The following is a 21,134-nucleotide window of genomic DNA, read 5'->3' on the forward strand; positions in this document are numbered from 1 at the left end:
GATCTTGAACAACTGAAAGAATTCTCTAACGATCGCCCAGTCGTCAGGGCCGGCCACGACGCCAATCATCCGTTACTGCACGCCGCTCAGTTCGGCGCGCTGCTGCCAGGAAGCAATGCCCGCAGCCACAAGCGCCTGCTGCTCGGCTTTGAGCCCCGGGAACATCGGCAGCGACAGGATCTCCCTTGCCGCGCGCTCGGTCACCGGAAGCGAGCCTTCCTTGTAGCCCCACTCCACGTAGCACTTCTGCAGGTGCACCGGCTGCGGGTAGTGCAGGCCCGTGAACACGCCCTGCGCCTTCAGGTGATCGGCGAGGGCATCGCGCTCCGGGTGCCGGATCACGTACAGGTGGTACACCGCCCGGCTCCGCTCACCCTCGTACGGCGTCGTCACGTCGGGCAGGCCACCGAGCAGGTCGTTGTAACGGCACGCCGCCTCGCGCCGCTGCGTCGTCCATCCGGGAAGCCGACGCAACTTGATGCGCAGGAAGGCCGCCTGCACCGCGTCGAGCCGGCCGTTGTAACCCTCGAGGTCGTGGTAGTACTTCTGCGCCTGCCCGTGCTCGCGCAGCATGCGGATGGTCCTGGCGACCTCCGGATCCTCGGTGGTCACCGCACCGGCCTCGCCACACGCGCCGAGGTTCTTGCCCGGGTAGAAGCTGAACGCCGCTGCCTTGCCGAACGTGCCCGCGCGCTTCCAGGTGCCGTCGGCACAGTGGTACTCGGCGCCGTGCGCCTGGCAGGCATCCTCCACCACGATCAGGTCGTACTTCGCGGCGATGGCGAGGATCGCGTCCATGTCGGCCACCTGGCCGTACAGGTGCACCGGCACCACCGCGGTGATCGGCTGCCCGGTGCGCTGTCCGAGCGGTCGGCCCGTGGCCGAGTCCCTGCGGCACCCGGCGAGGTACGCCTCGAGCGCCTGCGGGTCCATGCAGTACGTCCGCGGGTCGATGTCCACGAACTCGGTGGCCGCGCCAGCCTGGCTGATCGCCTCGCACGTCGCGATGAAGGTGTGGGCCACCGTGACCACGGCCTCGCCAGGCTTCACGCCCGCCGCCATCAGGGCGAACCGGACGGCATCGGTGCCGTTGGCCACGCCGACGCAGTGCGTGCTGCCGCAGTACTCGGCGAACTCGCGTTCGAAGCCCTCCACCTGCGCGCCGCCGATGAACGCGGCTGACCGCAGCGACTGCCGGAAGGCTTCGACGAGTTCGTCTTCGAGCTCGCGATGTATCGTCACGAGGTCCAGGAACGGGACGGGAGTTGGGGTCATGGTCATTGTGCTTTCTACTAACGGCGGGGTGGGACACCCCGCCCTACCTGCGCGGTCGCTTGCCCTGAGCGGAGTCGAAGGGGAGACCGCGCCCTACCTGGGTCGAACATCGCGCCCTACCTCTTTCAGCCCAGATGGCGGTAGGCGAGGCGGCCGGTGAGGTCGAACAACGGGTCGGGAAGGTGCGCCAGGAGCCGCCGCGCCGCGCGGCCGAGCGCGCCGGGTGGCTGGCGCCGCGTCGCCGCTGCAGGCCACTGCAGGTACGTGAGCCGGCGCTGCTCCGCGCCGAGATGGTCCTTGAAGGCAATCAGGCCAGGCTGGTCGAGGTCGGAACGACCGAGGTCGAGCCGTGCCGCGCCATCGGCGCGCGCCTGCCGGATGGCCGTCCAGAACAGCAGCGGCATGCCACCGAGCGCGTGGTGGCGCGCGTCCGACCCGCCGTACTTGTACACGAGCGTCGTGCCGGCGCGCAGGGTGAGAATCGCTGCCACCGGATCGTGCGCCTTCCGCGCCACGTACACCGACAGGCGATCGCCGAAGCTCGCCGAGAGGTTGCGGAACCACGCGAGCGGCTGCGGCGGCACGCCGTGCCGTCGTCGCGCCTGGCGCAAGAGGGCGAAGAACTCGCCGAGGAGCGCCTCCGACCGGCCGACCTCGACGACGAGGCCTTCACGCTCGGCACGGCGGATGGCGCGACGCGTGCTCGACGGGTGGAACGCGCCGAAGATCTCGTCGGGCGTGCGCTGCAGATCGAGCACGTGCCACGCATACGTGGCGCCGGCGGCGAGCGCCGACTGGTGCGCCTGGCCGCGCACCTCCACCGAGCGCCAGTGGCCATCGCGCGTGCGGGCTGCGAGCGCCTCGCAGAGCGCGGACTCGTGCGCCGGATCGTCGGCCAGCACGTCCGCGTGGTCGGAGAACGGCAGCGACACGAGGCGGCGCGCGAGAGTGGTGCGCACCTCGCACGCCACGAGGCCATTGGCCAGCGGCCCGGCGTCGGTCGTGGTGAGCACGAATGGCCGGTAACCGTACGTACGTTGCAGCGCCTCGAGCCAGTGACGCCCGTGGAAGACCGAGGCGCGCGGATGCCTGGCCACGAACGCGTCCCACCGCCGGTCGGCGAGCGGATCCATCGTGTGCACGGGTGCGTTCACGCCGCCCTCCTGGCCGGCGACACGTCGTACACCACCCGACCCTCGTCGAGCCTTGCCCACGCCACCCGGGCCCGCTCGCTGCCGGCGCCGGTGACGGTCCACTCGCCGTCCTCGTGCACCAGGCTCATCTCCTGCCGCTCGCGCCACCAGCGGTCCACGTCGGCAGGCGCCGCCATCCACGCGCCGTGTTCGTCCCGCAACCCCTGGAGCATCCCCAGCAACTGCAGGTACACGCCCCAGGCGCGCTCGTCGAGCAGGTAATCGGGATGCGCGATGAAGCTGAGGAGGCCGTGCTCACGGAGGATTGCGTCGATCTGCTGCTGCCACAGCCCGGTGTCGTGCCGCCCGAGCACGTTGAACAGCGTGTAGTCCTGCGACGTGGTGAGCGGCAGTTCCAGCACGTGCCCGTTGAAGTAGGGCATCACGGTGCAGCAGCCGCCGCGCTGCGGCTCGAGGTGCGCCACGTTGGGCACCGACATGTCGTAGGAGATGTCGAGCGCCGAGAACCAGTCCTGCCGACGGTACATCGCGCCCGACCGGAAGCCGCGGCTGCCGAACTCGCGGCCACGCGCGTTGATCGTCGCGGCATGCCGCAGGAACCTGTCGCGATTGCGAAACAGCGTGCCGTCGTGGCTGAGATCGTGGACGTTCACCTCGAAGCCGCGCGCCCGCATGCGCCCCACCAGGCTGCGCGTCCGCGTGCGCGTCGACCAGGGTGCCTCGGGCACCACCTGGAACGAGGAGGGCACGCCGTGCGCCGCGTCGGCGTCCATCAGCCGATCGCAGGCGTCGGCACCCGCCGCGCCTTCGACATCGTGCGTCATCATCACGCAGCTCGACGCGCCGTCGGGCCAGAACCAGATGAACGGGAACTCGCCCACCGCGCCGTGCTCGAGCGCCAGCCCCACCACGCGGCGCATCACCGCTTCCACCGAGGTGTCCACCGGCCAGCGCGGGAAACTGATCTGCTCCCACCCGCGCCAGTGGAGGCGCTGCAGGTGCTTGCGCACGCCGACGGTGAGGATGGGGCGCACGCCGTAGTAGGCAAGGCGCTTCAGGCTCACGCGCGAGAGGTCGGCGATCGCGGTCAGCGCTTCGGGATAGCGCTCGCCACGCAGGTTGTCCACGGCCTCCGCCAGGTCGAACGGCGTGACCAGGCGGTCGCCCTGCACGACGACCCCGTCCGATACCTCGACCGGCCCGTCCACCGCCTGCGCCCGATCCGGAGGGCGATGGCGTCCGTAGGCCAGGCCGTGACCGAGGCGGAAGTAGCGCGGCTCCGCGGGCAGCCCTTCGGCGGTCTCGACCACCGCGAGGTGATCGGGACACCGGTAGTACTCGACCAGCGGGTGCGTCATCGGTCAGCCGAGCGGGATCACCGTGCCGCGCTCGGCGAGCGAACGATCGGCGGCCTCGAGCATGCGCACCACGCGCAGGCCAGCCACGCCGTCGTTGAAGGGCGTCTCGCCGCTCGTGACGCACTCCACGAAGTACGAGAGCTCCGCGGTGAGCGCCTCCACCTGCGCCACCTTCGGCGACCACACGTCGCCCGATCGGTAGCTCACCAGCAGGTCGTAGACGCCCTCGGCGCTGGTCACCGTGACGCCCTTGTCGTAGACCTTGATCTTCTCGTCGACGTCGAGGTCGTTCCACACCAGCATCTTCTCGGTGCCGCCAAGGAGCGTGGTGCGCACCTTCACCGGCGACATCCAGTTGACGTTGATGTGCGCCAGCACGTTGTTCGGGTAGTAGATGGTGAGGAACGCGATGTCGGCGTGCTTGCCGAAGTGCGTGCCGCCGGTGGCCACCACCGCTTGCGGCTCCTCGCGGATCACGTGGTCCATGATCGAGAGGTCGTGCGGCGCCAGGTCCCAGATCACGCTCACGTCGTGCTGGAACAGCCCGAGGTTGATGCGCGACGAGTCGAAGTACAGCAACTGGCCCATCGCCCCGGCGTCCACGAGCTCACGGATCTTCCTCACGGCGCCCGTGAAGAGGAAGGTGTGGTCCACCATGATCCGCAGGTTTCGCTTCCCGGCCAGCTCGATCAGCTCCTCGGCCTGCTGCGACGTGGACGTGAACGGCTTCTCCACGAAGACGTGCTTGCCGTTCTCGAGCGCGGTCCTGGCGAGCTCGTAATGCGTCCAGACCGGCGTGATGATGCACACGGCGTCGATGTCGGACGCGGTCAATACCTCTGCGTGATCGGTGGTGACCCGCATGCCCGGATAGGTGCGGTGGACGCGCTGCAGGGCCTTCTCGCTGCGGTCGCACACGACGGCGACCTCGCAGCCGTCGATGCCCATCAGGTTGCGGACGATGTTGGGGCCCCAGTAGCCGTAGCCGATGACGCCGACGCGGATGCGATTCACGAGGGAAGACCTCACTGACCGTCGACCTGAAGGTCGACGGCTACTTGCCGCCTGCCAAGGTCGACGGCTACGACGGACGACGATGGGTCGCCTGGATCACTGACCGTCGCGCGAGCGCGACGGCTACACGTGGGAGGGGCTTGCGTCTGTCTTGCGACCGGGGAGGCGGTCGCGGTCTGAATCATCCGCACAGGTAGGGCGGGGTGTCCCCTTCGACTTCGCTCAGGGCAAGCCACCCCGCCGTTAGCGGGTCCAACGGCGCGGTCGGAGACCGCGCCCCATCTATTGATCGACGGGGCGGACGAACTTCGCCGGGTTGCCGACGACGATCGTGAATGGGGCGACGTCCCTGGTGACCACGCTGCCGGCGCCGACGATGGCGCCTTCGCCAATGGTGAGGCGAGGGAGGATGGTGGCTCCGGAGCCGATGGATGCGCCCTTCTTCACGAGCGTCGGCTCGACCGTCCAGTCGGCCTCTGTCTGCAACGCGCCGCCAGCCGTCGTCGCCCTCGGGTAGACGTCGTTGGTGAAGGTGACGCCGTGGCCCACGAAGACCTCGTCCTCGATGGTCACGCCTTCGCAGATGAACGTGTGGCTGGAGATCTTGCAGCGCTTGCCGACCACCACGCCCTTCTGGATCTCGACGCAGGCGCCGATCTTGGTCTCGTCGCCGATCTCGCAGCCGTACAGGTTGATGAACTTCGAGAGCTTGACGTCGCGACCGAGCTTGACGTCGGGCGCAATGGCCAGGAACGGATCCACCTACATCGCCCCCTTGACCATCGCGAGCGGCGTGGCCGCGATGATCTTCACGTCGGCCCAGAGCGAGCGCGTCCGTGCGTACTCCAGGTCCATGCGCACCATCTCGTCGAAGGTGGTGCGGCTGCGGCCCTTCACCTGCCACAGGCCGGTGATGCCGGGCTTGGCGTCGAGCACGCGGCGACGATGCCAGGGCTGGTACTTGTCCACCTCGAAGGGCAGCGGCGGGCGCGGCCCGACCAGCGACATGTCACCGCGCAGCACGTTGATGAACTGCGGCAACTCGTCGAGGCTGGTCTTGCGCAGCCAGTGGCCCACCTTCGTGATGCGCGGGTCGGCGGTGAGCTTGAACACCTCGGTGCCGGTGCGCTCCTGCTTGCCGCTCTGTGTGATGAACCAGGTGACGTACTCCTGGTGGATCGCGCTGCTCATGTCGGTGCGCATGCTCCGGAACTTGAGCATCTCGAAGGGCTCGCCGCGACGGCCGATGCGGACCTGCCGGAACAGGGCCGGACCGCGCGAGGTGAACTTCACCGCGAGGTATGCCAGGAGCATGACCGGCGAGAACAACGCGAGCAGAGCCAGGCTGCCGACGATGTCGAGGGCGCGCTTGGCGACATCGCGCGGCTCCGGGCGATGCGACTGGATGAAGGCCTCGATGAGCAGGTCCACCGACGGCAGGTGACCGCCGAAGTCGTCGCTGTCAGGACCATGCACGTAGAGGCGCGTGGACAGCGCGTCGCCGGCCTCGCCGAGGCTGGTGGCGACGTGCTGCCGAAGGCGGCGGCCGAGGGCATGCGTGGTGTCGCGGGTCGCGTCGGGCACGATCACGGCCAGCACGGCGTCGTCTTCGAGCCAGCCGACGGCGTCCTCGTTGCGACGGGCCGCGACGGCGGCGCGGACGATGGGTGCCCAGTCGGCCTCGCCGGCAGCCAGGTGGGATCTGTCGATCACGAGGACGGCGAACGTCAGGCCCTGACGTTCGGCGCGCTTGCGCTCCCTGACGAGCGCCTGCCGCAGCACCGCCTGGCCGAGGATGTACGCGTCGGGCTGCCCGGCAGATCCTGGGCGCGAGGTGACCCTCTCCACGCGGCCGGCGGCCTTGAGATGTGTTGCGCTCACGTCGTGTGCCTCGTTTGACCAACGGCGCGGTGGGGCCACCTTCGCGCCAAGCGCTTCGGTGCCCAGGGACACCGCGCCCTACCGGTGAGGTTCATGCGGTTGCCAGCTTCCGGTCGTCGATGCGCACGACCGACACGCGCAGGGTTCGCGCCACGGCGGGCTTCAGACCGGCCGCCAGGGCGCGTTCGACGCGAGCCGCGAAGGCCGCCGTATCGGGCGGCACGGTGGAGAGCGCCGCGGCCAGTTCGACGCCCGCCTTGTGCCAGCCGATGACGTCGGTGTCGCGCAGGGTCTGACGCAGCCCGACGTGCAGCCGGGCCACCACGCGGGGTGCCATCGGCGTGGCTCGCGGCGTGTCGAGGCACGCCACGAGCAGCCAGAGGGGTTGGCCGGCACGGGCGGCGCGCGCCTGCTCCAGCGACAGGAGGTACCCGAAGGTCTCCTCGTCGTACGGCCCGTCGTCTCTCGACTCGAGCACCCGGATCGTGTCGAACTGGGAACTGGGCATGACCACCAACCCTCAGGTGACTACCTGAAGCAAACGGAACGCCACTGTGGCAGAGGTGCGCGGAGCTGTCCGGTCGAACTGGCTCGTGCGGCGCAAGGTCAATAGAAGCAGGGCCTTACGAACGAGATGAGGATGTCTGGTGGGGTTGCCACAGAGGCAGTCCGCGATCCGATATACATCCCACCGGGAGACTAAAGGCTTGAAAGGGGCTACTCGTCTGACGCTCCGTAGTAGTGACTGTAGTAGTCCTCGCGGCGGATTTCCGACGCATCCACGGCGTTGAGGATCACGCCGAGGATCCGCTCGGGTCCCAGCGCGTCCACCGACGCCTGCACCTCGGGGAACTGCGTGACCCCCGCCCTGATCACCAGCACCGCGGCGTCCACGGTCTCCGCCACAATGCGCGCGTCGGCCAGGCCGGCCACCGGCGGCGAGTCGACGATCACCCAGTCGTAGCGGGACGCGGCCGACGAGATGAGGCGCGGCAGGCGGGCCGACGACAGGTCGCCTACCGGGTTGGGTTGCTGGCGGCCGGCGGTGAGCAGATCGAGCTTGTCGTTGACCGCGTGGACGACGGGGTCGCCTTCGACGTCGGCCCTGAGCGCCTCGAGCAGGCCCGGCGTGGCGTGCACGCCGAACAGGCGGTGCAAGGTCGGGCGGCGCATGTCGGCGTCCACGAGCAGCACCTTGCGGCGATACGAGTCGCTCAGCGTGAGCGCCAGGTTGATGGCCACGTTGCTCTTGCCGTCGCCGGGGGCCGGCGAGGTGACCAGCAGGGTGCGCAGCTTGCCCTCCTGGTGCAACCGGTTCAGCGACGCGGCGAGATTGCGGAACTGCTCGACGAGCAGCGGCCCGGCGTTGGCGGCCGACAGCAGCCTGTCTGCCGCGCCGGCGTCGTGCGCGGCGGCCATGGCGACGACGCTCTTCCTGCGCCTGAAGGGACTCACAGCACGTACCGCCACAGCTTGAGGACGAAGACGAGTGCGGCCACCGTCGCGAGCAGCGCGGCGACCGCTGCCGCCTCTACCCATACGCGCCGCTTCTGCCGCGCGAGGTCGTCGGCAGTGGTCACATAGGGCAGCAGCACGAGGACCGGCAGGTCCACGGCGCCCGTCACGTCAGCCTCGGTGCGCATCGTCGAATCGGTGAAGAACATCAGGCCGACGAGCGCCAGGCCCAGCCCCATGCCGGCAACCGCGCCCATGGCGTTGATCTGCGGACGGTTCGGCTTGAACGGCTTCTGCGGGACGCGCGGCGGGTCGAGGATGCGGAACTGCTCGCCGATCTGCCGCTGCTCGAGGCTGGCGGCCATCTTGGAGTTCTCGCTCTTCGAGAGCAACTCGCGATATGTCGCCTGCAGCGTGTCGTAGTCGCGAGTAAGTGCCACCCACTCTGACTCGACGCCGGGCACGGCCTCGAGACGACTCTGGTACGCGGCGATCACACCACGCAGGCGACGCTCCTCATTGGTCTTGAACGTGATCTGCCGGTCGAGGGCTTCGAGCTCGGCGCGCTGCACGCGGAGGCGGTCGCGGCGGCGTGCATCCTCGGGCGAGAGGGCCGGCTGGGCGGCCGTGTCGTCGCCACCGAGCGGCCGCTGCAGCGCTGCCGATTCCACCTGTGCTTCGAGATCGGCGATCAGCCGCTTCATGCGCACCACGTCGGGGTGCTTGGGGCTCAGGCGCAGTTCCATCTGCGACAGCGCCGTGCGCGCGGCATCGAGCCGCTGGGCCGGCGTGGCGCCCGCTGGCACACCGGTGACGGCGTCGGGCGTACCGGCCGTCGGCGCTGCCGGCGTCTCGTCGGACTCGGCTTCGTTGAGCAAGCGCTCCAGTATCAACTTCCGGTCCTTGTCGCGGGCCAACGACTCGACGGCGGCCTGCAGGCCGAGCTGTGCGTTCTGAATCGCCTGCATGTTGGCCTGCGCCTGGGTGGGCAAGCGACCTGCGTTCCGCTCACGGAAATCCTTGAGCTTCTGCTCCTGTGCCTCGAGGCGCGAGCGGGCGTCGGCCATCTGCGCCTCGAGGAAGGCGCTCGTCTGCTCGGCCTGTGTGCCACGCTCACGGGCGTTGGTATCGATGAAGAAGCTGGCGAGGCGCTCGACGACCTTCTGGGCGGTCCCGGCCTCTTCGTAGTCGAAGGCAATCCGGAACGCCTCGCTCTCTGTGTTGCGCTGTGTGCTCGATCTCGCGACGACGACGGGCTCGATCGTCACGCGCGCCTTCATGCGCTCGATGACGTCCTCCATCGGCAGCTTGCCGCGCTCCTCCGGAAACAGGTTGAAGTCGGTGACCAGCTTCTCCAGTTGCGTGCGGCTCAGCACCTGCTGGCTGATGGCGCGAAGCCGGTCCTCGACGCCCTCGGTCACCGTGGCGCTGACGTACGACTCGGGGACGCGCTGCGGCACGATCTGAATCAGCGCGTCGGACCGATACAGGCTCGGGAGAAACCGCGACGCCAGCAGCCCGCCCATGATGCCGATCACGGCCGGGACGATGACCAGCCAGCGCCAGCGACGCAGGGCGGCGACGAGCGCACCGATTGAGAGTTGACGACCCGGGAGCATCTACTGCACTTGCCTTCCGACCGATGACAACTGGCGATCGCCCGCGATCGGCAGCCGCACGGTGACGCCGATCCGCACCGAGTTCCTGTCGTAGCGCGGCGGGAACCCGTCGGGCAGCTCGCCTGAATTGGTATAGCGGTGGTTGTAGTAGCTGTAGTTGCAGACCACGCCGAGCACGTCGGTCAGCATGTGCTGGAGTTGAAGGCTGGCCCCCAGTACCTCCAGCGTGCTGGTCACGCCGGAGGCGACGGGGGGTTGCCAATCACCGTAAGAACCGATGAGCTGCAGCGTGGTACGGCGACCGATCAAGCCGCCGAGCGTCAGCGTCGCCGTGTCAGCGGCGTAGAGCTCGCTGGTCACGGTCTGGAGCAGGCGGAAGTCGCGCTGGTAGCCGCCTTCGAGATACCACGTGGACGACAGGGGCACCTTGAGGCTCGCGGTGCCGACCGGCATGCTGTCGGTGAACGGCACGCGCTCGACACCCGAGGTCGACTCGACCCGGCCGACGCCGGCGGTGAGCGTCCAGGACACCAGGCTCGTTCGGGACACCTCGTGCTCGCCGTCGAAGCCACCCTCGATACGCTCCGTGGTGTTGGGGCGCACCATTCCATCGAACTCGGTGGTTTCGATATCGGTATATCGATAGTCGCCGCGGAGACGGAGACTGTCCGAGAGCACGTGGCGATAACCGGCGCTGGCCGTGTGCGACCTGTTGTCGCCGTCGCTGCCGTCGGTGAAGTCCCGCAGTCCATACGCATACGTGGCCGTCATCGACATCCGGCGGGTCCACTGCTGCGTGAGTCCCACCTGCGACGTCGATACCCACGACCGTCGCTCGAACAAGCCAGCCGCCGAGACCGCCTGGTCGACGCTGGGCGGGAGTGGCACACCCGCCGAGTCGGGCGCGAAGGTGTTGAAGAACGGGTCGTAGCCGCCGGCCTGCGATGCATTGAGCTTCGTCCTGAGGCCCATCGTGGTCGTCACCGCAACATTCGCGGTTGCGCCAGGCACGACGCCGTCCAGGTACTGTGGGTATGCGAATGCGCGTCCGGTCCCATCGAGCTGAATCGAGTGTCGGTTGTTGCCCTGGTACCACGCCAGGGTGCTGTCGAATGTGCCGACCGACCCGCTCGGCATGGCGTCGGGCAACTGTGGCGCGCCGCCACCGGGACCGGTTCCGCCAACGAGGTTGTCGTCGTAGCCGCCGAGCAGCGTCGAGTTGAGGCTCAGCGTCCGGCGCAAAGGGCCGCCCTGACGTTCGAGCCGCGCATCCGTGATCGAGCCGCCCATCGGCGCGGCTGGCTGCCGCGGCTCGCGACGCGACACCCGACCTGCACGCCCCTGTCGCACCGGCTCCTGCTTCTCGACCGGCTTCTCGGGCGGCGCGGGCGGCGTGCCGCCGGGCGCCTGCGGCGGCGGCGCAGGCGCAGGCTGCTGCGCAGACACCACGCCCGCCAGCACCATCGTCATCACCACGCCGCAGCAGAAGGTGGATCGCACGCGCTACTTCTCGGGAACCACCACGGTGTCGCCGGGGCGCAGCACGAGGTTCTGCTCCGCCTTCTTCCCCTTGGCCACGTCCTTGTACTCGAACCTGTGCGACACGCTGCGGCCGTCCTCCATGCGCATCACCGTGATGTCGTTGCTCGAGGCGAACTCGGTGAGCCCGCCGGCAATCGCGATGAGCTGCATCACGGTGGTCTGCGCCGTCAACGGATAGGCGCCGGGCTTGCCGACCTCGCCGGTGATGAACACCTTGCGGCTGTTCATCTGGCGCACCACCACGGTCACCGACGCGTCGGTGATGAACTCGCGCAGCGCCGTCTGGATCTGCTCGGCTAGCTCATTGGGGGTGAGCCCCGCGGCCTTGACGTCGCGGATGAGCGGCAGGGTCACCATGCCGTCGGCGCGCACGGTGACGTCGCCGCTGACGTCGGCCTCACGCCACACGAGCACGCCGAGCACGTCCTCGGGGCCGATCGTGAAGCCGGGCTCGGTGGCCACGGTCGGACCCGTCGGCTTGGCAGGCGCCTGGGCGGCGACCGGAGCAGCGAGCGAGGCCAGCAGCAACAGCAGGGCGATACAGGAACGGAAGACGGACATGCTCGCGGTGACCTCGGGCCGGCATGACGGCCGTGTGTCGGCCGAGCTTACAGATCGAGAATCCATACGGGTGGCGCCGCCGGTTCGTTCACGAAGGAACGAGTGCGTCGCACGTCAGGGGCGGTTGTGGGAGCAGCGGTGCCGCCGCGTGAGCGGCGACCGGCAGCGTGCCTCGGGGGGAGGGGTCGACACGCGCCGTGTGCAGGCCGGCGGGGAGGCGTCGGCCTGGGTGCTCGTCAGCGTCTGTTCAGGCCGAAGCTGGCCAGGCGCAGTGCTCCGGGACCTCCACGGCCACCGAGCGCTGCAACAACGAAATCGACACGACCAGGCGATCCCTGCTCTTGACCGACTGAAGGATGCCGGAGGCGCCGGTGAGCGGCCCCGACACGATCTGTATGCGCTGGCCCACGTGCAGGTAGGGCCAGGACTCCATCTGCAGGCCCGAGTCGGCCACCACGCGCAGCGACGCGATCTCGGCCTCGTCGATCGGGTACGGCGTCTGCCCGATGCCCACCACGTGCATCACGCCCGGGGTGGTCAGGATCGGCAACCGCTGCTGGACGTCGAACCGGCAGAACACGTAGCCGGCAAAGAGCGGCGTCTCGACCATCTTGACGCGGTCGGACCAGCGCTTGCGCTCCTTGTGCAGCGGCAGGAACTGCTCGTAGCCCTTCCCGGCGAGGGCGTCGGCGACGACGCGCTCGGTGCGGGGCTTGACGCGAAGGGCGAACCAGTCGAGCGCGCGTTCCATCAGAACTGAGGGTAGGGCGCGGTCTCCGACCGCGCCGTTCGTTGGAGTCGGGCTAACGGCGGCGTGGGACACGCCGCCCTACCTCTCCCTGGGTAGGCTACCGCCCCGTCAGTCCCATTCCTGAGGTTCGAAGGGACATCCAGTCCGGGCGCGTCGCCTGGCCGAGTCTTGCTTGCTGCCGCGAGTCGCTGCCGCACATACAGAATCGGCAACGGCGAGCCAACTTTAGTTCTGGCTCGCTGGGCAGACCGCAACCGTAGCACATTCCGAGTGCGAAGTTGCAAGGGATTCCGACGATCACGTAAATGTGGCGTCAGATATCCCTACACTTACAATCCTGCTCAGGTTTGTTTCCCTACGGAAAGATTTACCGGGAGAACAATCTGCCTTCAACCCCGGCTCGGGCGAGGCGAGAGAAGTACTGATATGCCGTGCGTGACAATTCCGTAATCGCCCGGTCGCCATCGGCGTCGGTGACGAGGAAGCTGGTCATCACGCAGATCAGGTAGGGGCGCCCCTTCAGATCCACCCAGGCGACCTCGGTGCGGACGCCGTCGAGCCCGCCGGGCTTGGCCGCCACCTGCACGTCGGCCGGTATGCCGGCCCGGATTGCCGTCGGGCCGTACTCGCGCAGGATGCGCGTCGCCTCGGCCTGGCTCGCCGACGTGAGGCCGCGCCCGGTGCGCAGGGCGTCCATCACGACGACCAGGTCGCTGGCGCTGGCGACGTTCTCCTCGCCGCGCGCCGCCGCCGCGGCGTCCATCATCCGCCGCCGGAGCCGGTAGCCCGTCGCGCCGAGCGCCTGCATGTGCGAGGTGATCGTCTCCATGCCGAGCGCGTCGATCAGCACGTTTGTCGACGAGTTGTCGCTGAGCAGGATCATCAGCATCGCGTGGTCGCGCAGCGAGAGCTGCGGCGACGAGAGGCGCTGCAGGATGCCCGACCCGCCGACCCGCGCCGCCGGCGGCAGCGGCCGAGGGTCGTCGAGGCGGACGCGGCCGGCGTCGGCCTGCACGAACAGCTCGTGGAGGATGCCGATCTTGATCGCCGAGGCCGTCGGGAACGGCTCGTCGGCGCGGCGGGCGAAGCGCTCGCCGGAGGTGAGGTCGACGATCAGGTACGAGACGCTGCCGTCGACGCCCGAGGCGATGCGCTCGAGTTCCCGCGTGAGGCGTTCCGCGAGCTCGGCGCGCTTGGCGTCGGGCTGTGCGGCGGCAATTTCAGATTTGAAATTCGCAATTGCGGGGGCGCTTGCTTCGCTTGCGCCCGCGAACGCCACAGGTAGGGCGCGGTCTCCGACCGCGCCGTTAGCAGGGCCAGCAACCAACGGCGGGGTGGAACAGAGGTCCGGGCCAACGGCGCGGTGGGGACACCGCGCCCTACCTGTGTCCAGCATCGATGCGAGGACGAGGTCGGCGATCACAGGGCGCGGACGGCGAGGGCCGTGATGTCGTCGTTCTGCTCGGCGTCGCCGCGGAACGCCTCGATGGCGACGAAGATTGCATCGACGATCTCGCGGGCGGTCTTCCCGCGCTGCGCCTGCATCACCTCGGCGATGCGCTCCCGGCCGAACTCGTCGCCATCGGCGTCCATCGCCTCGGAGACGCCGTCGGAGTAGAACAGGAAGACGTCGCCCTTCGCGTAAGGGACCACGCACTCGTCGTACTCGATCGCCGGGAACGATCCGAGCGGCACGCCCGTCACGTCGAGCCACGTGATCTCGCCGCTCGCGCTCATCTTCAGCGGATACGGCACGCCCGAATTCGACATCGTCACGGTGCGTCGCTTGACGTCGAAGAGGCTGTAGCAGAGCGTGCAGTACATCTCCTCGAGCTGCCGCTCGTGCAGGATCGTGTTGACCACCTGCAGCACGGTCGCCGGGGTGATCGCCGTCGGCATGTACCGCTTGCGGAAGGTGCGCGATCGCACCAGCTCCGACGCGAACGCCGCGTAGAGCGCCGCCGGCACGCCCTTGCCCGACACGTCGCCGAGCGCCACCACGAGCTGGTTGGCGAGCGGATCGAGGTAGTCGTGGAAGTCGCCGCCGAGCTCGCGGGCCGCGTCGAAGCGCGCCGCGATGTCGAGGCCGCGGATGCGGGACGGCACTTCCTGCGGCAGCAGCGCCGCCTGGACGCGTTGCGCGAAGCGGAGCTCGCGCTCGATGCGCGCCTGGTTGGTCGAGAGCTCGTGGTACAGCCGCGCGTTCTGGATCGCGATGGCGAACTGGCCGCCGAGCAGGGTGGCGAACTCCACCTCGTGGGCGTCGAACGCGTCGCGCTCCTCGGTGCTCAGGTCGAGCACGCCGATGCAGTCCCCCTGGTAGATCAGGGGCACGGCCATCTCCGAGGTGATGGTGTCGAACAGCTCGATGTAGCGCGGGTCCTCGCGCACGTCGCCGACCACCACGACCTCCTTGTGGAGCGCCGCGTACCCGGTGACGCCCTGCCCGAGCTCGATGCTGGTGACCTTCTCGTTGACCCCGTAGGGCGAGGCCAGGTGCTTGATCTCGAGGCGCTTGGACGAGGCGTCCATCAGCATGATGGCGAACGCCTTGTAGTCGATCACCTTGCGGGTGACCGCGGCGATGCGCTCGAACAGCAGGTCGACGTCGAGGATCGACGACACCTCGCGGCTGATCTCGAGCAGCGACTCGAACACCTGCGCGTTCTTGGCCGCGTTGGTGTAGAGGCGCGCGTTCTCGAGCGCCGTCGCCGCGTGCACGCCGAACTGGCGGACGATGGCGAGGTCCTTCTCGGTGAAGGCGTGGCGGTGGGCGCTGAGGATGTTGAGGGCGCCGATGGTGCGCGTGCGGTAGACCAGCGGCACGACGATCGAGGCCCGCATGCCGGGCACGTAGCCCTTGTAGTACGGGTCGTTCTCGAGGTCGTTGACCAGCATGGCGCGCCGGTCCTGCACGGCCATGCCGACCAGGCCCTCGCCGATGGCCAGCCGGATCGACTCGGCCACCCCGGTGGGGTAGCCGATCGAGTAGTCGACGTGCAGGCCGGTGCCGGCGCCGTCGAGCATGTAGATGGCGAAGGCGTCGAAATGGATCAGCCGCTCGATGAGCCGGGGGATGGTCTCGAGCAGCTCCTCGAGCGACAGCACCGACATGACCCGGCGGCCCAGGTCGAACAGCGTGCGCAGCGTTTCCTGGTCGCTGATCGCGCGCGCGGTCCGGACGAAGTCGCTGGTCTGTGTCAGGTCGGTCACGGGCCGGGGCTCTGGGATCGGGACGGCTCCGCCGTGGCCGGTTCGGGTCCACGCGGTGCAGGGACGAGACAGGAGTGCCGACAGCTGGGGCCCTGGGCCGTCAGTGCCGTGGTGACGGGCGGATTATACTGCCGGAGCGCATGGAGCTGACCGTCCCCTTCGACTACCAGGCCATCGAGCGGATCCTGCCGCATCGATACCCGTTCCTCCTCGTCGACCGCATCACGGAGTTCGAGGTGGACACCCGCGTGGTCGGCATCAAGAACGTGACCGGTGACGAGAGCTACCTGTCGCGCGTGCACGGGCAGCTGCCCGTGCTGCCGCCGACCATCCTCACCGAGGCGGTGGCGCAGGTTGGAGCCATCCTGATCCTCGCCAAGCCCGAGAACCGCGAGAAGCTCATCTATTTCATGGGCATCGAGCGCGTCCGCTACCGCAAGCCGGTGCACCCGGGCGACACGGTCGTGATCGAGGCGCACGTGCAGCGCCTGCGCAGCCGGATGGGCGTGCTCAAGGGGTTCGCGCGGGTCGGCGATCAGGTGGTCGCCGAAGGGACGATGACCTTCGCGCTCGGCCCCCGCAACGAACCACAGGGCTAATCGCTCAGGTAGGGCGCGGTGTCCCACCCTACAAGAGGTAGGGCGCGGTGTCCCCACCGCGCCGTTGGCGATACCTCGCGGACCAACGGCGCGGTCGCTTGCCCTGAGCGAAGTCGAAGGGATGACCGCGCCGTAGCTGGCCGGCTGTTCCATGATCCGCACACCGCGACGCTCCGCTCCGTCGCAGTTCCCGCACTCGGCGGGCGCCCGCCTGCGGCGACATCGCGCCATCCCGCTGGCACACCCTTCGCTGAACCCATGACCATGCCCGAGGCGTGGGAAGAGTGGATCGATGACCTGCGGCTGCCCGTCCGGCGGTTGCTGCCGCACGGCACACGGACGGAGCGTCGGTCACCCTCGACATACCTGCTCACGGTGTGCACGCGACCACGCCGCCTCAATCAGTTGTGCCACGACACGGTTGCCGCGCTGATCCACGCCTCGCTGGAGTTCCAGCAGGCCCGAGCGACGTGGCGCCTGCACGCGTGCGTACTGATGCCGGACCACGTCCACCTCATCGCGACGGTGTCGCCCGAGACGAGCCTCGACCACACCGTGACCTACTGGAAGCGGTACCTCGCCCGCCAGGCCGGCATCGAGTGGCAGCGAGACTTCTTCGAGCACCGCCTGCGTCGCGATGAGCACTTCGACGCAAAGGTGGAGTACCTGCGGATGAATCCGGTGCGTGCGGGATTGGCCGCCAGGCCGGAGGAGTGGCCGTACTTCTGGACCTGGTGACAGCGCCACAGCGGTAGGGCGCCGTGTCCTCACCGCGCCGTTAGCGATACCTCCGCGGACCAACGGCGCGGTCGGAGACCGCGCCCTACCTATTCCACTTCGACCGCGCCCTACCTATCCCAATCCCACCTCACCGCGCCCTGCCTCGGTTACTGCAGGTTCGCCTTCTTGGCCACGAGGTTGGTGGTCACCTGCGCGACGGCCTTCTCGGTGGCCTCGCCCAGGATCGTCTCGCGGAAGTCCGACGAGCCGATCTGCACGTCGCCGAAGCCCGCCGCCCCCGACCCGCCGCCGCCACCGAGCAGCAGGCCGCTGCGCGACGACTCGGCCTGGCCCTTGGCGCTGATCATGATCTCGCCGGTCGAGGCGTCGATCATGCGCACGGTGAGCGCCACGGTCGCCTTGCCCTTCGACGTGCCCACCTTGCCGAGGCCGAAGTTGCCGCCGCCCCAGCCGCCACCGCCGACGCCGACGTTCTTGTTCTCGGTGCCGAACTTGGTGATCGACCCGACCAGCAGGTACTGCACGCCGAGCGCCTTGCCGATCTTGGCCATGTCGGCGGCGCTCGGATCGGCACGATCGCTGTTGGAGAAGTTCTGCTCGGCGAGGATGGCGTCGAGGCGCTTGCGCTCGATCATCCGGAACGACCCGTCGTTGACCAACTCGTCGACGATCATGTCGGCCACGCCCTTGCCGATGTCCCAGTTCCCCGACCACCACTGCTGCACGCTGCCGAAGTCGAGATCCAGCACGGCGACGGTCGGACGCTTGGACTGCGCCGCCGCGGGTTGCGCCACCGCCACCACCGACAGCGCCACCACACCGGCGGCCACGAACGAACGAAGCAAAGTACGCATGAACTTCTCCATGACCCTTTCCGAGTTCCGGCCGGATGGGACGTCCGGCCCTACCTGCGGGCCCTTCGTGGCCCGTGCCCGGGTGCGGCTCCAGCCAGCCTGAAGCCGCGCGGCGGGAGGCTCCTCCCGGGCGCTGCGAGGCCACGTGCTAGAGTGGCCCCGCGCATGGCCGCACTGATCGAAACGGACGGTCACCCTCCGGACGAACAGCCGTGGCAGACCCTGGCCGATCTCCTGCCCGTCGGCCTCGCCGTCGTCGCGCCCTCGGACGAGGGCCCCTGGCGCACCGTCGCCGCCAATCCTGCCCTGATCGCACTGCTCCGCGGCGCGAGCGGCACCCCACCCGACCTGTTTGCCGAAGCCGCGTGGGTCGATCCCGAAGAGCGCAATCGGCTGCGCACGGCGCTGCGTGAACGGCAACCCGTCGTCGACGCGACGGCGCGGTTGCGGCGGGCCGACGGGACGATCGCCCACGTGGAGATCACGGCGGTCGTCGGTGCGGGCCCGACGAACGGACCAACGGCGGGCTGGCTTGCCCTATGCGGAGTCGAAGGGGACACACCGCCCTCCCCCTTCGCCTACGTGCTCGTCCGCGACGTCGGCGAGCGGCGACGACGGGAGGAGCAGTCGCGCGACCTGTACCAGCAACTGCTGCAGGCCGAGAAGATGGCGGCGCTCGGCCAGACGATGTCGGGAGTCGCGCACGAGCTGAACAACCCGCTCGGCGCCATCCTCGCGCTCGCCGAACGGCTGCGCCTGCAGGGCGCACGCACGCCGCTGGCTAGCGGCCTCCACACCCTGCACAAGGAAGCCGAGCGCGCCGCCCGCATCGCCCGCCAACTGCTGACCTTCGCCCGCAAGCGCCAGACGACGCGCCTGATGGTTCCCCTCAACGAGGTGGTGGCCGAGACCGTCCGCCTGCGCCAGGCCGACCTCGATCGCGCGGGACTACGCGTGGCGACCGAGTTGGCCGACGACCTCCCGGACGTCTTCGCCGACCCTCACCAGTTGCAGCAGGTGGTGCTCAACCTGCTGATCAATGCCGAGCACGCCATGCTGCGCGCCGACGTCGGCAGGCGCATCCGCGTGCGCACGGCGATGGAAGACACCGATCACGTCCGGATCGAGGTGGAAGACGACGGCCCGGGCATGTCGCCCGACGTCGTGAGTCGCATCTTCGATCCGTTCTTCACCACCAAGGACGTCGGCGAAGGCACCGGCCTCGGACTGGCCGTGGTCCAGGCCATCGTCGCCGAGCACGGCGGACGCATCGACGTCGACTCGACGCCCGGTCAGGGCGCGCGCTTCGCCGTGGTGCTCCCGGCCGCAGGCGCGACCGTCCAGGCGCCGCGCATGCAGACGACCGTGGTCGCCGACACCTCGGATCGCTTCGGCGAAGGCCTCCGGGTGCTGCTGGCCGACGACGAGCCGGCGCTGGCCGGGGCGGTGGCCGACACGCTGCGTGACGCGGGGTTCGAGGTGACGATGGCGGGGGATGGGGAGGAGGCGCTGGCGCGGGCGCAGGCGCAGACGTTCGACGCCGTCATCTGCGACCTGCGCATGCCGCGCGTCGATGGCCCGACGTTCTACCGGGCCATCGCGGCGATCTCGCCGCCTCAGGCGCGGCGGGTGATCTTCGTGACCGGCGACGTGACCGGCACCGAGGCCGCCAGGTTCCTCGACGAGAGCGGCTGTCGCTGGCTCGCCAAGCCGTTCCGACTCGCCGAACTCCTGCGCGTCGTCCGCGACGTCGTCGGATAGGTGAGCAACTTGCCCTTCGGCGAGGCGGCGTCGAGCACGGCGTCGTGCCCGGTGGCGCGCTGGCTGCGGGCCTGCTGCAGGTCGACGAGCGCCGCCATGCGCGTCGCGCCGTCGGTGTAGCCGCAGGCGACGAGGGCGTCCTTCAGGCGCGTCAGGGCGCGGGCGTGCAACTGCGAGATCCGCGACTCGTTGACGCCGAGCGCCTGCCCGATGCTCTTCATCGTCGCGTCCTGGAAGTAATAGAGGGAGAGGAGCCTGCGGTCGCGGGGCTGGAGCTTCGCCATGGCCTGGCGGAGCCGCTCGCGGCGCTCGACGAGGGCATAGCGCTCGTCGGGCAGCGGGGTGGCCGTCGGGACGCACCCGGGCGGCAGGTTGGTGTCCTCGCTGTCACCGCCGGACGCGGCCGAAGTGGCCTCGATGGTGTTGATGCGGACGATGGTCCGACCGAGGCGCTCCTCGTCGGTGCCGAGGTGCGCGGCCAGGTCGGCCAGCGACGGCTCGGCGCCAGTGGACGCCCGAAGCGCTTCACGCGCCGCCTCGAGCTCACGGCGGATGCGGCGGACGCCGCGCGGCCAGGCGTCGCGGCGGAGCGCGTCGATCATGGCGCCACGGACCCGGCGCTCGGCAAAGGTCTCGAAGCGGATGCCGCGACCCTCGTCATACCGGTGCACGGCGTCGATGAGGCCGAGCATGCCGTCCTGCACGAGGTCGCCGACGTCGACGCCCGACGGCATGGAGGCCGCGACGCGACGGGCCAGGGCTTCCACGAACGCCCGGCTGGCGATTACCCGACTCTGCTGGTCTTCACGAAGGGGCTGCAACACGTCAGTCTCCTGTCACTCGCACGCCGGCTGGGAGTCGGCCGGGCCGGGTTCGCACCGGCGCCGACTGGTGTCAGAGCAACGACGGTGCCAAATACGTGACAGGAGAAGCTTGTCGCTGGGTTCTTGTTTGTAAGCCCTTTTATTACAGCAACTTATGTTGATCAATTTGAGGGCAATTTGGCGCCGGTCAAAAGGTCAACAATGTGTATTCGTCAATATTTTGGCTATCCGACAGGTGATGGCCGTTAGTTTTTTGACGACCCGTCCGCGTCGAGCAGGTCGGTCGGCAGCTGGCGCTGGATCGCCTTGACGGCGTCGAGCGCGCCGACCGCGGCCTGCACCACGTCGGCGGCCCTGGTGCGGGTTCCCGGGTCCGGACACTTCGCTTCGATCAACTCCGCATTGACCAGAACGATGCCGAGGTGATTGTTCAGCTTGTGGAAGAGGTCGCCCAGCGGGCCAAGGGAGGTCATGTGAGGGCCGTACCGAGAGGTGGTATCGGACCGCCCGTCGCGGGCCTGTAGAGGCATGC

At 68.9% G+C, this 21,134-nt stretch carries 19 protein-coding genes and 1 pseudogene; 3 read left to right on the forward strand and 17 right to left on the reverse strand.

The window, feature by feature from the left end:
- Positions 1-72: 72 nt before the first annotated feature.
- The 14 genes from TBR22_RS26430 to TBR22_RS26500 form a co-directional block, all read right to left on the reverse strand.
- Positions 73-1,275 carry a DegT/DnrJ/EryC1/StrS aminotransferase family protein gene (locus TBR22_RS26430; RefSeq protein WP_239490845.1) on the reverse strand — a complete coding sequence of 401 codons (1,203 nt, stop codon included), beginning with the start codon at positions 1,273-1,275 and terminating at the stop codon, positions 73-75.
- 125 nt (positions 1,276-1,400) lie between these two features.
- Complete coding sequence (locus TBR22_RS26435) at positions 1,401-2,429, reverse strand: GNAT family N-acetyltransferase (RefSeq protein WP_239490846.1); 1,029 nt, start codon at positions 2,427-2,429, stop codon at positions 1,401-1,403.
- On the reverse strand, positions 2,426-3,787 hold the full coding sequence (locus TBR22_RS26440; RefSeq protein WP_239490847.1) for a hypothetical protein: 1,362 nt from the start codon (positions 3,785-3,787) through the stop codon (positions 2,426-2,428). The genes TBR22_RS26435 and TBR22_RS26440 overlap by 4 nt, the downstream gene beginning before the upstream one ends.
- A 3-nt stretch (positions 3,788-3,790) precedes the next feature.
- Complete coding sequence (locus tag TBR22_RS26445; RefSeq protein ID WP_370651559.1) at positions 3,791-4,735, reverse strand: Gfo/Idh/MocA family protein; 945 nt, start codon at positions 4,733-4,735, stop codon at positions 3,791-3,793.
- A 348-nt stretch (positions 4,736-5,083) separates the two neighbouring features.
- Positions 5,084-5,563, reverse strand: a complete 480-nt coding sequence (locus TBR22_RS26850; RefSeq protein ID WP_305068759.1) for an acyltransferase — start codon at positions 5,561-5,563, stop codon at positions 5,084-5,086.
- Positions 5,564-6,682, reverse strand: coding sequence for a sugar transferase (locus TBR22_RS26460; RefSeq protein WP_239490849.1), 1,119 nt, complete (start codon positions 6,680-6,682; stop codon positions 5,564-5,566).
- A gap of 91 nt (positions 6,683-6,773) precedes the next feature.
- The gene (locus TBR22_RS26465) at positions 6,774-7,190 is read right to left on the reverse strand and encodes a hypothetical protein (protein ID WP_239490850.1); all 417 of its coding nucleotides are present in this window, start codon (positions 7,188-7,190) and stop codon (positions 6,774-6,776) included.
- 209 nt (positions 7,191-7,399) lie between these two features.
- Positions 7,400-8,137, reverse strand: a complete 738-nt coding sequence (locus TBR22_RS26470; protein ID WP_239490851.1) for a CpsD/CapB family tyrosine-protein kinase — start codon at positions 8,135-8,137, stop codon at positions 7,400-7,402.
- Complete coding sequence (locus TBR22_RS26475) at positions 8,134-9,756, reverse strand: GNVR domain-containing protein (RefSeq protein WP_239490852.1); 1,623 nt, start codon at positions 9,754-9,756, stop codon at positions 8,134-8,136. Before TBR22_RS26475 ends, TBR22_RS26470 begins: the two co-directional genes overlap by 4 nt.
- Complete coding sequence (locus TBR22_RS26480) at positions 9,757-11,256, reverse strand: hypothetical protein (protein ID WP_239490853.1); 1,500 nt, start codon at positions 11,254-11,256, stop codon at positions 9,757-9,759.
- Positions 11,257-11,259: 3 nt separating this feature from the next.
- Entirely contained in the window at positions 11,260-11,859 is a 600-nt protein-coding gene (locus TBR22_RS26485; RefSeq protein WP_239490854.1) for a polysaccharide biosynthesis/export family protein, read from the reverse strand.
- A 247-nt stretch (positions 11,860-12,106) separates the two neighbouring features.
- Positions 12,107-12,610 carry a UpxY family transcription antiterminator gene (locus TBR22_RS26490; protein ID WP_239490855.1) on the reverse strand — a complete coding sequence of 168 codons (504 nt, stop codon included), beginning with the start codon at positions 12,608-12,610 and terminating at the stop codon, positions 12,107-12,109.
- Between the two features lie 367 nt (positions 12,611-12,977).
- Positions 12,978-13,889 carry a serine hydrolase gene (locus tag TBR22_RS26495; RefSeq protein WP_239490856.1) on the reverse strand — a complete coding sequence of 304 codons (912 nt, stop codon included), beginning with the start codon at positions 13,887-13,889 and terminating at the stop codon, positions 12,978-12,980.
- Positions 13,890-14,029: 140 nt separating this feature from the next.
- The gene (locus TBR22_RS26500) at positions 14,030-15,823 is read right to left on the reverse strand and encodes a GAF domain-containing SpoIIE family protein phosphatase (RefSeq protein WP_239490857.1); all 1,794 of its coding nucleotides are present in this window, start codon (positions 15,821-15,823) and stop codon (positions 14,030-14,032) included.
- 140 nt (positions 15,824-15,963) lie between these two features.
- Here TBR22_RS26500 and fabZ point away from each other — a divergent pair, with 140 nt between their 5' ends.
- Together fabZ and TBR22_RS26510 are read left to right on the forward strand one after the other, a co-directional pair.
- Positions 15,964-16,422, forward strand: coding sequence for a 3-hydroxyacyl-ACP dehydratase FabZ (gene fabZ, locus TBR22_RS26505; protein ID WP_239490858.1), 459 nt, complete (start codon positions 15,964-15,966; stop codon positions 16,420-16,422).
- 258 nt (positions 16,423-16,680) lie between these two features.
- Entirely contained in the window at positions 16,681-17,160 is a 480-nt protein-coding gene (locus TBR22_RS26510; RefSeq protein ID WP_239490859.1) for a transposase, read from the forward strand.
- A gap of 149 nt (positions 17,161-17,309) precedes the next feature.
- Here TBR22_RS26510 and TBR22_RS26515 read toward each other — a convergent pair whose 3' ends face one another.
- The gene (locus tag TBR22_RS26515) at positions 17,310-18,017 is read right to left on the reverse strand and encodes a CsgG/HfaB family protein (protein ID WP_239490860.1); all 708 of its coding nucleotides are present in this window, start codon (positions 18,015-18,017) and stop codon (positions 17,310-17,312) included.
- A gap of 165 nt (positions 18,018-18,182) precedes the next feature.
- On the opposite strand from TBR22_RS26515, the gene TBR22_RS26520 reads away from it, so the two are divergent.
- Positions 18,183-19,778, forward strand: coding sequence for an ATP-binding protein (locus TBR22_RS26520; protein ID WP_239490861.1), 1,596 nt, complete (start codon positions 18,183-18,185; stop codon positions 19,776-19,778).
- Between the two features lie 191 nt (positions 19,779-19,969).
- On the opposite strand, the pseudogene TBR22_RS26525 reads toward TBR22_RS26520, so the two are convergent.
- Both TBR22_RS26525 and TBR22_RS26530 read right to left on the reverse strand, forming a co-directional pair.
- A pseudogene (locus TBR22_RS26525) lies at positions 19,970-20,512 on the reverse strand (sigma-70 family RNA polymerase sigma factor); the annotation flags it as partial.
- Between the two features lie 335 nt (positions 20,513-20,847).
- Positions 20,848-21,075, reverse strand: a complete 228-nt coding sequence (locus TBR22_RS26530; protein ID WP_239490862.1) for a hypothetical protein — start codon at positions 21,073-21,075, stop codon at positions 20,848-20,850.
- Positions 21,076-21,134 lie beyond the last annotated feature (59 nt).

Source organism: Luteitalea sp. TBR-22 (genome assembly GCF_016865485.1).
Taxonomy (GTDB): Bacteria; Acidobacteriota; Vicinamibacteria; order Vicinamibacterales; family Vicinamibacteraceae; genus Luteitalea.